Annotated in this window: 13 protein-coding genes; 5 read left to right on the forward strand and 8 right to left on the reverse strand. The window is 55.7% G+C overall.

Annotated features, from left to right (window positions below; genetic code table 11):
• Positions 1-276 precede the first annotated feature (276 nt).
• Positions 277-1,818 (forward strand): ankyrin repeat domain-containing protein, encoded by a 1,542-nt coding sequence (locus ACR0EK_RS16375; RefSeq protein ID WP_480871519.1) that lies wholly within the window; start codon positions 277-279, stop codon positions 1,816-1,818.
• 48 nt (positions 1,819-1,866) lie between these two features.
• On the opposite strand, the gene ACR0EK_RS16380 is transcribed toward ACR0EK_RS16375, so the two are convergent.
• From ACR0EK_RS16380 to ACR0EK_RS16405, 6 genes are all read right to left on the reverse strand, one after another.
• Positions 1,867-2,355: a GNAT family N-acetyltransferase gene (locus ACR0EK_RS16380; protein WP_480900605.1), complete on the reverse strand. Its 489-nt coding sequence runs from the start codon at positions 2,353-2,355 to the stop codon at positions 1,867-1,869.
• 266 nt (positions 2,356-2,621) lie between these two features.
• Positions 2,622-3,158 carry an AAA family ATPase gene (locus tag ACR0EK_RS16385; protein ID WP_480900604.1) on the reverse strand — a complete coding sequence of 179 codons (537 nt, stop codon included), beginning with the start codon at positions 3,156-3,158 and terminating at the stop codon, positions 2,622-2,624.
• Positions 3,159-3,189: 31 nt separating this feature from the next.
• Positions 3,190-3,570 carry a GFA family protein gene (locus ACR0EK_RS16390; protein WP_480871523.1) on the reverse strand — a complete coding sequence of 127 codons (381 nt, stop codon included), beginning with the start codon at positions 3,568-3,570 and terminating at the stop codon, positions 3,190-3,192.
• Positions 3,563-4,132, reverse strand: a complete 570-nt coding sequence (locus ACR0EK_RS16395; RefSeq protein WP_480810085.1) for a DUF2087 domain-containing protein — start codon at positions 4,130-4,132, stop codon at positions 3,563-3,565. The genes ACR0EK_RS16390 and ACR0EK_RS16395 overlap by 8 nt, the downstream gene beginning before the upstream one ends.
• Before the next feature lie 228 nt (positions 4,133-4,360).
• Entirely contained in the window at positions 4,361-4,777 is a 417-nt protein-coding gene (locus tag ACR0EK_RS16400) for a VOC family protein (protein ID WP_480871525.1), read from the reverse strand.
• Positions 4,778-4,848: 71 nt separating this feature from the next.
• Positions 4,849-6,099 carry an MFS transporter gene (locus ACR0EK_RS16405; protein ID WP_480871526.1) on the reverse strand — a complete coding sequence of 417 codons (1,251 nt, stop codon included), beginning with the start codon at positions 6,097-6,099 and terminating at the stop codon, positions 4,849-4,851.
• A 119-nt stretch (positions 6,100-6,218) separates the two neighbouring features.
• Here ACR0EK_RS16405 and ACR0EK_RS16410 point away from each other — a divergent pair, with 119 nt between their 5' ends.
• Entirely contained in the window at positions 6,219-6,983 is a 765-nt protein-coding gene (locus ACR0EK_RS16410; protein ID WP_480810081.1) for a helix-turn-helix domain-containing protein, read from the forward strand.
• Between the two features lie 489 nt (positions 6,984-7,472).
• On the opposite strand, the gene ACR0EK_RS16415 is transcribed toward ACR0EK_RS16410, so the two are convergent.
• Together ACR0EK_RS16415 and ACR0EK_RS16420 are read right to left on the reverse strand one after the other, a co-directional pair.
• On the reverse strand, positions 7,473-8,114 hold the full coding sequence (locus tag ACR0EK_RS16415) for an NAD(P)-dependent oxidoreductase (protein ID WP_480967947.1): 642 nt from the start codon (positions 8,112-8,114) through the stop codon (positions 7,473-7,475).
• On the reverse strand, positions 8,111-9,019 hold the full coding sequence (locus ACR0EK_RS16420) for an EamA family transporter (RefSeq protein ID WP_480967948.1): 909 nt from the start codon (positions 9,017-9,019) through the stop codon (positions 8,111-8,113). The genes ACR0EK_RS16415 and ACR0EK_RS16420 overlap by 4 nt, the downstream gene beginning before the upstream one ends.
• A 78-nt stretch (positions 9,020-9,097) precedes the next feature.
• Between ACR0EK_RS16420 and ACR0EK_RS16425 the strand changes: the two genes are divergently transcribed.
• From ACR0EK_RS16425 to ACR0EK_RS16435, 3 genes are all read left to right on the forward strand, one after another.
• Positions 9,098-9,592 (forward strand): MarR family winged helix-turn-helix transcriptional regulator, encoded by a 495-nt coding sequence (locus ACR0EK_RS16425; protein ID WP_480967949.1) that lies wholly within the window; start codon positions 9,098-9,100, stop codon positions 9,590-9,592.
• Between the two features lie 238 nt (positions 9,593-9,830).
• Positions 9,831-10,292, forward strand: a complete 462-nt coding sequence (locus ACR0EK_RS16430) for a carboxymuconolactone decarboxylase family protein (RefSeq protein WP_170592554.1) — start codon at positions 9,831-9,833, stop codon at positions 10,290-10,292.
• Positions 10,289-11,197: a sigma-70 family RNA polymerase sigma factor gene (locus ACR0EK_RS16435; RefSeq protein WP_480871395.1), complete on the forward strand. Its 909-nt coding sequence runs from the start codon at positions 10,289-10,291 to the stop codon at positions 11,195-11,197. The genes ACR0EK_RS16430 and ACR0EK_RS16435 overlap by 4 nt, the downstream gene beginning before the upstream one ends.
• Positions 11,198-11,424: the final 227 nt, after the last annotated feature.

Genomic DNA, 11,424 nt, shown 5'->3' on the forward strand with positions numbered 1-11,424 from the left:
GCCTGACACAAAGCAGGTAGCATGTAGCCAACCGAAAAGCCGCGATCGCAGACCATCCGACGGCCACTTGATGCGAACAGAAATCGCTCAAGTTGGCCTTTGATCCGCAACCGGCTTGCGGGACATATTGGCAAACGCTACGTTGACCTGAGGCCGTTCCGAGGCGGCCCCCTGGTCCGCGGAAAGCTGTCATCGGCACCTCGCACAGAATGTGTGAAAACCACATCGGTTTCTCAGCCCGGATTAGCGGACCGACGGGCAGTGGAGGGAAGACCGATGACCAAATCACTCGATCAACTGCGCCGTGATGCCAAGGCTTTAGGCAAGGCTCTGACAGAAGGCGACAAAGGCGCCATGTTGCGTGTCCACGGCATTGTCGCAACCCCCGCAATCGGGGCCTACAAACACGCGGATTGTCTGCATGTCATAGCGCGCGAGACTGGATACGCTTCGTGGCCAGCATTGAAACTTGCCGTTGAAACGCAAGGTATGGATCGCGCGCAGAAACAGGGGCGGCTGCGTTGGGCGCTTTACAATGGTTCACACGAGACAGTCGTACATCTGCTCGCGGATGAACCAGACCTCGCAGACGGTCAGGTACCTCTTCTCGTCGCGCTGTATGACGTAGCAGCGATGCACAAGATCCTGGCGCAAGATGCGAATGCCGCGTCGCGCGAATACCCTCCGCGGCGACCAATGTGCCACCTGGCGTTTTCGCAATACATCAAGACAGCGCCTGAGAAAGAACCCGAGATGCTCGCCATGGCGGAATTGCTTGTCGAACACGGCGCTGACGTAAATGACAGTTTTGCATTCGACTCCGAGACAGACCAACGCTTGTCCGCTCTCTATGGCGCCATCAGTCATGCAGACAACATACCTTTGGCCAGGTGGCTGTTGGAGCATGGGGCAAATCCCGACGACAATGAATCCCTCCACCATTCCACTGAACTGGGCCATACCAAAAGTCTTCGTTTGTTGTTGGAACATGGGGCAAATCCGAAAGGAACAAATGCGTTGCCGAGGGCGATTGACTTCAACAGCACCGATGCAGTCCGGCTGTTGCTGGAACACGGCGCTGATCCCAATGAAGGCATCAATCCTCGTCCGTCGGGTGAACCTTCCTTGGTGATCCCCGCCTTGCATCAGGCAGCCCGGCGTTTGGCTTCGGGCGAAATCGCTCGGCTTTTGTTGGAGCACGGCGCGAACCCAAGTGCTGTTAGCCGCGGCCATTCTCCCTATGCCTTTGCCCGCATCTTCGGAAACACGGATGTCGCGTCAGTTCTGGAGCGCGCAGGTGCATCCACGCAGTTGACGTTGACCGAAGAGCAACTCGCACGGGCAGCGGACGCAGCGTCAAAGGACGACGACCAGATCGACATGAGTGCCCTGTCGCAAGAGATGAGGTTTCTTCTTTGCCGCCTCGTCTGGCGTGAAGGAACCCTGCCTCACATGCATCGACTGGTCGAAATTGGCTTTGACCCAAATCTGCCGGACGAAATGGGAATGCCGCCCCTGCACCTTGCCGGTTGGGAAGGAATGCCCGACGTCATGTCGTATTTCCTGAACCAAAACCCGGACCTGAACCACACAAATGCCTACGGAGGGACACTGCTGTCAACGATTGTTCACGGGTCAGAAAACTGCCCACAAAGGGCGCATCGCCATCACATCGAATGCGCGCGTCTGGCGCTGGAGACCGGTGTGGCGCTTCCGCGAAAGGCCTCGCAATTTGCAACCGTTCCCGAGATGTCCGCCTTTCTTGCTGACTGGGCGGAAGCGCATCCCCTGCAAGTCTCGGAACACGGAGTCGTCTAAGGTTCGAAGTGCTTGCGCCAGACGTATAGGCTGCCGTAGCCAGATTTTTTAACGGCTGACCTTCATCGGCAGGATCGGCCCCCAGGGCGTTTGCCGCGCTTCACCAAAGGCAGAGAATCCCGCCTTGTGATAGGCCGCGATCGCACGCGCATTGTCCGGGTGCGGATCTGTTGCGACAACCGGGGCTCCTGCGGAAAACACCCGTTTAAGATGCTCAGAGATAAAGCCCGGGCCGTGCCCGCGCCCGATCATATCTGGCTCACCAATGAACTGGTCGATGCCCCGAGATCCCGGCGGAAGGGAATAGAAATGGTGATCCTCCCAACCGTGAACAGTGTAATCCTGGATATATGCAAACGGGCGTTCCGCAAGCGAAACGATCCATCGTCGGACTCGCGCGTCTTCCAGTTCGTTGTTCGTGCTTGGCTCATTGGAATCCCACCATTCGCGAACATGTGGGTGCGATTGCCATTCTGAGATCATCGCAAGATCAGCCGACGTCACCTTGCGAAACGCATATCGGTTAGGGGTAAGCATGGCTAAAGGTAGCAAACAGGGGACATATGTATAAGACCATCTGCTAATCTCTGGCGACGTGGCACTATGCCTTAAGAACCAAGGGTTTGTTTTGGCGCTACCCCGGCTCCCGACTGCAGCTAAGTGACCCGATAACTCGAGCTGCAATGGCGGCCCATAAGAGACATTCGTTGCCCGCCTCCGATGCTGCGGTCGCAGCCCGTACTGCCGCCGTTCGCTGCGGGTGCAAAGTCGAGAGCTTGATGGGTTAGAAGCGGACCACTGGTCTAAGCTGCACCGCATATGCTCAGAACGAATTCAACGCGTTGTTGCACTGATACCCTTGGCAGCTCCCTTCTCAAGTAGCCAAGGGTATCTAGTGCGCACAAAATACGGTGATACTCCTGAACTGCTGCGCAGAAGTCGTGTCTGCGCTCACCATCCTGCGTGAAAAGCTCTTTCCATGGCGGAGCCACAAAAACTTGCTTCGCATATTGCCGAGTTTTTCCGAGTGTTTCTGATAAGTCCTGTCCGCCGGAACTCGCTAAAGCAACAGCTGCATCGACCAACCCGCGATCAAAAAAGACAGAACCTTCTAACTCACGCGCTGCGTGCAAGTCGCTCATTGCAACCTCAATGGCACGCAATGCGAATGCGTGCATGTTGACCCACGGCAAAGCGTGACCCGATCGGGCCAATTCATCCGCAACAATCCGTCGACCGGGCTCTGTCACCGTGGCGTGTCCGCGCTCGCCGAGGGCCTGAAGTAACGTTGACTTCCCGCCACCAGAACAGCCTGTCAGCAAAATCAACTTTTGTCTCATCTCTGTTTCCGAAAACCAATTCTGCTTCGCGCTAACGTTCGTTTTGAGGGAGTCCGTCTGCGATCTCGTAATAGTCCCCTTTCTCGGACACGAAGATATGCATCGCGAGGGACGTATGCGTTGGACCATCGAATACGCCCATGGCGACAGCCGTCCAGTCATGGTGGATCGGATCCCAGAACAGTGTTGATCCACAGGTGCCGCAAAAGCCCCGTCGCGCCTTTTCAGAAGACTGGTACCAGCGCACTACATCCTCGCCTTCGATCCGAAGTGCTGTACGGGGAATATCTATGGAGGCCTCAAAATGACCGGAATGCTTGCGACATTGCTGGCAGTGGCACGCGGTGGGGCGTGGCAGGTCACTTTCGACGACGATCTTTACGGCGCCACAAAGGCAAGATCCTCTATGCATGGCCGACCTCCTCTGCTTTTGGCATACGGTTTCGGCGCCGCATGTTCAGTGCTTGAATGAGAGCTTTCGCCTCGACTGGCGGCTCCTGTTCGACGCGTCGGTAGTCGGTACCATCGTTTTGACGCGTCAGAAGCCCGGCAGAAATCATTGTGCGCCGCAGGGTTGCTGGATCTTCGAACGCGTGTTCGAGAATCAGACGCTCGTTGACTTCCTGCTCCATCATCGACTGTGCCGGCGGAAGTCTTGCCCAGAGCGCCCAAAGAGCAAGCGTTTGCACGTTGCGTCTGGACGGCCAGCGAAGGAGACGACCATTGGCATCGAATTGATACAAGGCGCGCTCTACGGTTCTCGCATCAACAGTTTGCCCGTTGGTTGCGCGCGCAAGCCTTTGACCAGCGGCATGGACCGAGCGCATGTGTTGGACGTTTTGAAAACCTGCGGCACGCGCAGCCATATTCATGAGCACGAGGTGCGGCGGGCTTGCGTCACCGAGTTGCTTGGCGAGGGATCGCACAAACACGGTCAAGTCGTCCGCGTGTAACGGCAGAGAGATTTTAGGCATGGGGCTTCCACATCAAGCGCCATTGCTGGATCGTCGGTCGCTGGCTTAACGAAGCGGCGCTCTCAACTGTGTTAGTGAATGCTTTGCCGTTCGATCTGTTTGGCAGGTTTAGCTCTCCCGGAGGAGCAGCGACGCCTCGGTTTCTGCCGACCGTGCAAAGTAGATAGCAAATGATGCGACCGAGGCCAAGGCCATCGTTGTATTGCCCGCCCAACCAGACAGTTTCCTTCATCCGTCTCTTCTTGGTTCGCTCTGATCGCTGGAGAATAACGCGATCTTGTTGCCTTGAGGATCGCGCAGGTAGCCGACAAAAAAGTTCGGTCCGTAGGCCTCTCTGAAGCCCGGCGCTCCATCGTCTCTTCCACCCGCCTCAAGTGCAGCGGCATGAAGATCACGAACCTGTTGTTGGCTGCGCGCCTCGAACGCGACCATCGTGCCATTTCCTGTTGATGCGGGCTTCCCGTCAAAAGGAGATTTGACATAGAACTCAGGGAGGTTTGGCGCCTGCCCCGGCTTTGTAGGAAGCGCATAGCTCAGGTCACCGTGATAGTGTTCCAGCTGATATCCGAGATCTGGCAGAAACGCGGAGTAGAAGCGTTCAGCGCTCTTCATGTCATCGGCACCTATTGTGATGTAGGCAATCATAGTTAAGCATCCTTGTGATTTGTTCCCATTCGTCGCTTGACGCGTTTAGTCGCGGCGGTTCGCGCATTTGATCATATAAACCAGTATCGCCGCGCATGTTCGGCCTTAGCCTCTTCGATAGTCATGCGATTTCTACCAAGCGGATCAATTGATGGAAAATCATTGGGTCGTGCTGAAGCGGGCAGAGTGCCGATGGCAAGAACGGCCGCACCGCCGGCAAACGCCGCAGAAAGGCCAAACATGGCACCCCAGGATATGCCAGCGACGATCCCGGCCAAAACCGCTCCATACGCGCCTACCCCGTCCAGCAAAGTGAACGCGAAACCCAGCGTCGTACTTTCGTTGCGATCCGAGTGATCAACTGTAGCTGCCAGCATTGTCGCTCGAACTGCGTCCAGCGAAGCGACCCCAAAGGCCATCAGGGCTATCATGATCCAGAACGGAGGCTCGAACACCAGTACACCGATAGCCAAGGCAGCAAAGCCGTTTCCAGTTGCGAGGATCGAGAAGCGGTTGAGCTTGTCAGAAATTGATCCGACCAACGGTTGGGCGAGCGCCCCGGACACAAGCATAGCTGCGAAGATGCCCCCTATCATACTGGGTGCAAGTGCGTGAACCGTCGCCAAGTAGAGTGGGATCATGCTTAGCAGAGCGATCAATGCCATATTGTAGAGCGAGACCATGGCAACGAGGCGGATCCCCTTTCGACTGCGCCACGTCTTCAGAAGCAGTAAGAGCTCCTTGCGATTGATACGCAAAGTTTCGGAGGCAGGAACCGCCCGTGCGACCCACAAAAAGCACACGCCAACCAAAGCGGTTGGAAGCACGGAAAGCGCCAAAGCAACGGGCCAATCGAGGGCCGACAGAAGCAACCCGATCGACAGTGGCGCGAAGACCTCCGCAAAGGATCCTCCAACGGCATGCACTCCCAAGGCGCGGGCGCGTGTCGCCTTGTTGGTGCTCGTCAATATTCCAGTTGCGATCGGATGCCAGGCCGCGTTGCCCATACCAGCGAGCGCCAGAAGGATAGCAAGGCTCCAAAATCCTGGCGCCGCTGCTGCGAGAACATATCCCACGACGACCCAGAGAAAGGTGCCGACAAGAAGACGACCGCGGTTCGAAACCCAATCTGCGATGAGGCCTGCTGGCAGGTAGGCCAAAGCGCCGCCAATGCTGAACAGCGTAAACAGTAGACCGACCTCAGCGGGGGAAAAGCCCATGTGTAGACCAGCAGCCGGCACGATCAACCATAGCGCTGCAATTGGCCAGTCGATGGCGAAGTGTCCCGCGGCGAACCAGGCCATTAGGGATCGTTCTGTCATGGTGGCTAACCCATCGAGTGCAAAACATCGGGCACGGTGCCCGACTGATTGGCGATTGATAGCGAAGGATGGTATGTCTGTCTGTCGACAGGGAGACGACTGTTATCGAGGATTCGTCAATGAAGTACAGCACGCCGACTACATCTGATCGACCCCGCTATCTCGGGGAAACGATTGAGCCAGCGTCAGGCGAAAGCTACGACTGGCATTCCCACGATTTTGGTCAACTGATCTCGGCAGCCTCGGGGTCGATGTATGTCGGAACCCCGGACCGGGTCCTGCTGCTCAGTCCGGCCATGGCGATCTGGATTCCTCCAGATAAAGAACACTGGATGCGCTATGGGGCGAACAACGTCATGCACTATGTCGATGTCAATCGCGAAGAGGCAGAGTGGCTTGGACCTGATTGCCGGGTCGTTGCCATAACACCGCTTCTGGACGCATTGTTTGTTGCGGTGATGCCTGAAGCAACAGGCACGCGAACAGTCAAGCACAACACAGCGCTGCATGCGTTGCTTCGACAGGAGATTCTCGCCGCAAAGGACGTGCCGCTTACTCTTGCATTGCCAAAAGATACGCGGATTCTCGACGTCGCGCGTGGTGCGCTCGACGACCCTGGTAGCGTTCGCTCGGTCGAAGCCTGGTTGTCGGATGTACCAGCGAGCAGAAAGACCATCGAACGACTGTTCATCGCCGAAACAGGCATGCCGCCTTCGAAATGGTTGCGCCATGCACGGGTCTTGCATGCCGTATCGCTGCTCGCGGCGGGTAAGAGCGTAACCTCGGTTGCCTTCGACATGGGATACGAATCTATGAGCGCGTTCAGCTACATGTTTCGACAAACTCTGGGCGTCAGTCCGAGAGAGTTTTTAAGGAACCGGTAGGTTGTACCAAAAGGGTCAGATGCTTGCTACGGTCCTAACCAGTCGTTGACTACCACACTCGGCCGCTGCGGTCGCAGCCCGCTTTCCCGACATTCGCCGCGAGTGCGAAATCGATGGCCAGCTGAACCCACAGCCGGCACATCAAAGCCGTCATTCGCCCGTGAGTTTTGTCATCGCGAACTTTGCAATCCTCTCAACTGTTCCATTCGAAAACTAGCCAGAAGAAAATTCGCCAAAAAGTTCTGCGCAGGAATTTGACTATCGATGAAATCCTTAACCTTACAATGCCCATTGCCTTTGTGCCTGCAGTCCTAACGGTTGATCCCGTCGGCCCGCGTAAGCACGCTGTAAAGCGGATAGCGTATTCGACAAAATGTCGCTCGGGTTGTTCGTTTTCGTAAGGTCGCGTGACGAGACTGCATCTGGAATAACACGCCGCTTGCAAACTGCAGACGGCGTGCTCTCCCTGAACGACTAGGTATTCGCGTTTCAATAGCCTACGGTAAAGGCGGCGCGTGGAAATTTGGGCGATTGAGCCTCATCTACAATTGCCACTGCAAAATCTTCCATGGAGATTTCTGAGTTGCCGACGTCATAAACAATCAGGTTATCTGTGTCGGTTCTGAAGACGCCCCGGCGTTCACCGGGCTGCAATAAGGCGGACGGGCTGGCATAGGTCCAGTTTGCTGAGGCATCCGATGAACAGAGTTCCCACTGCGCCATGGATGCACGTGCGGTTGGGACTATGCTTTCAGGCAGAAAGTCTGGATCTGATAAGACAGTGTGCGGGCTGCCATCGGGCATATGCAGACGAGCGGCACCCCCAATAATAATTACACGAAGACGGACAAGAGATGCGACATGCAGGATGGATCGGGTCAAAGCAACAATTTCGCCTTCACGCCCGGCCGGTGTACGCACAGCGCTTATGGCCAAATCCTGGCCAGCCATCGCAGTGGCCAATGCCGCAGGGTCTGCGACATCTGCAACAACCGGCTTGGCACCTTTGGGTAGTTTTTTGAGCCCCGCCTCATTTCGAACTGCCGCAGTAACCTCATGGCCACGCGAAATGGCCTCAGTCACGACACGAGAACCGACGTCGCCAGTGGCACCAAATACAACAAGTTTCATGAGCATTCTCCTTTTGAGACGAGGTGTGAATTGGAAGTTCTTGAAAGTACGGAATTGCCCATCTGCCCAGCACGCTGTCCAAGCCAGATTGCCGTGAGCACAACCCCGGCTCCGGCGATCTGGGTGGGTGTCAAAGCCTGACCAAGAAGCATCCATCCAATAATGACTGCGGAAAGCGGGCTGAGAAAACCAAGGGCTGAAACGGCGCCGGGTTCGATCCGGGAAACGCCCCGGAACCATAAGATGTATGTCAGCGCAGCCCCGATCAGAGTGAGATAGACGATGCCGGTGATGTTTTGCGTATTCAATGGTGGAAACGCAGGCTCAAACAAAAGCGCCAAGGGTACCAGCAACAGCCCCCCTGCCGTGAGTTGCCAGGCCGCCAAAGTCAAAAGGGGCACAGGGGCTTGCCACTTCCGGGTCAGAACTGTGCCCGCCCCCATGGAGGCTGCGCCCCCGATGCCCGCAATCACTCCAATCGGATCAAGTGAAACCCCCGAACCAAGAACAAGAAGTCCAACCCCAAAGATACCGATCAGTGCCGCGATCACCGCAGATAACTTGACCGTCGTACCAATCAGCATCGCAGCCAAGAATACGACAATCAAAGGCTGAACCGCCCCAACCGTTGCGGCTACACCACCAGGCAGCCGGTACGCCGCCACAAATAGCAATGTCCAGAACACGGTGAAATTGAGCGCACCAAGAACGAAAGCGCGTATCCACCAGATACCCTGCGGCAGTTGCCGGGCCAGAACGAGCAATAGCAGGCCAGCAGGCAGCGCACGCAGGGCAGCCATTGTGATTGGATACCCAGCAGGAAGGAATTCAGTCGTAACGTAGTACGTGCTGCCCCAGACCAGCGGCGCGATTGCAGTGAGCGCGATGTCGACATGATGTTTCATGAGGAATCTCCATTTATCTTGACGTCAAGATATTACTCATTCTCTTGACGTCAAGATAAATCTTCGCAATATGCTTCCATGGACCACATTGATCGTATCATTTCGCAATGGAACAAAGCCCGACCCGACCTTGATGTCGGACCGATGGAAACGATTGGGCGTCTCTCCCGCCTGGTGGCTCAACTCAGAAAAGAGATGGACAAAACCTGGAAGGTTTACGGGCTAAACCTCGCCAGCTTTGATGTACTGGCGACTCTGCGCAGATCCGGAAAGCCTGAAGGCTTGTCGCCCGGGGAACTGCTTGACCTGACCATGGTGACATCGGGGACAATGACCAACCGAATTGACCAGCTCGTCAAGGCCGGCTTGGTCGAGCGCGCGCCAAATCCGGAAGACAAACGCGGCTTCTTGATCCGATTGACGAGGGACGGGTTCTCAAAAATCGAAAATGCCGTCTCAGATCACGTTGAAACACAACATCGGCTTATGAACGGTTTATCGCCCGAGCAGCGCGATAACTTGAATGGATTGCTTAAAGCACTGGGCGAGGCGGTTGACGAAGATACGAAATAAATACTGATAAATTAAGCGCCTCCCAAGAAACCATCACATTTTCAGAACATGGCGCACCTTGGAAACAGGGCACCTGCAGTCGGGTAAAGCATTCGCGAAACACTGGTGAACTTTGCGCAACTCGATTGATATATAACTGTCCACCCTACGCAATAAAAACTGATTTGTTACGCACCCATGTCACAAACTCCACGCCTGCCGCGTCCTGTTTCTATACACCCGAATACAGGAGCACCTCATGCAATCCCGCCTAAACCACTTCGCCGTTGCCCCGCAACTTATGCAGCCAATGCTCGACATGGAGGAATGCCTCAAAACATCCGGCCTTGAGCACAGTCTAATCGAACTGGTAAAATTGCGCGTGTCGCAGATCAACGGCTGCGCTTTCTGCATTCACATGCACACCCATGACGCGCGTGCGCAGGGTGAGAGTGAAGACAGGCTTCACTTACTGAACGCGTGGCGAGAGTCGTCTCTTTATTCCGGGCGTGAACGCGCCGCTCTTGCCTGGGCCGAAACGCTGACCCGCATCGAGCAGAATGGTGCACCGGATCACATCTATAAAGAGATGGCCGTTCAGTTTTCAGATCAGGAAAAGATCGCCCTAACGCTGGTTGTGACAACGATCAATGCCTGGAACCGCATTGCTATTGGCTTTGCAACGCCACATCCTGCCGCCAAGGAGGCCTCGGCCGCATGAGTCATATGATTTCACCCGTCAACGACCAGATTTTTGTCGATCTGCGACCGCGCTTGTTTGCGGTCGCCTATCGAATGCTGGGCACCGTTGGCGACGCGGAGGATGTAGTACAGGACGCATTTTTGCGTTGGCAGAAGGTTGATCATGCCAGTGTGCGGGACGCGACGGGTTTTCTGATCCGAACCGTCACGCGGTTATGTTTGGATCACATGCGGGCCGCGCGTATTCGACGCGAAACATATCCCGGCGAGTGGTTGCCGGAACCACTGATCACAGATGATGCCACCGAGCGACTGGACCGTGACGTCTCAGTGGCACTCCTACTGGCGCTGGAGCGGCTGACACCTCTCGAGCGGGCAGCATTTCTGCTCCACGATGTGTTCGAGCAATCATATGACGAGCTGGCATCGGCACTGGAACGCACACCTGAATCCTGCCGCCAGCTTGTCAGCCGAGCGCGGAAACATGTGCAGCGCAGCAAACCTCGAACACAGGTTGAGCCGCAACAAGGCGAAGCCATCGCCAAGGCATTTTTCATGGCCGCCAAAAGCGGCGACACCGACGTTCTTACCAAATTGCTTGCGCAAGACGTAAGATTTGTTTCGGATGGCGGCGGCAAAGTGCTGGCGACACTCAATCCGATTTTGGGCCGAGATAAGGTGATGCGGCTATTGTCTGGATTGGCGCGTAAATACTCTGATCAATCTGTCCAGCAATGGCAATTCTGCCACCTGAACAATCTGCCATCGATCCTCAGCCATGAAGCGAGCGGCCTTTTGCAAACGATGTCGTTGGAGATCGAATACGACGTGATTACCGCTGTTTACGTTGTTCGCAATCCGGAAAAGACACGTCATCTGTCGTTCGACGAACACACGCCCATTAGTGGCGGCCTATCTGACTAGGATGACTACATACGGAGAAAACACCGGCCCTGAGCCGACATCCAACGACCCATCTGGATTCTGCGGTCGCAGCCCGCATTGCGGTCCTTTGCCGCGAGCGAAAATTTCCATGCAGGTCGAACTTACAGATCGCGGACATAGTGTTGAAAAATTCCGTTGATTGGTTTGCCTGTCGCTGATTCACTCGTTTTTGAGAGTGGAGGTGCGGTGATGATGGGACCGAGGCA

Source organism: Ruegeria sp. AE4 (assembly GCF_056542185.1).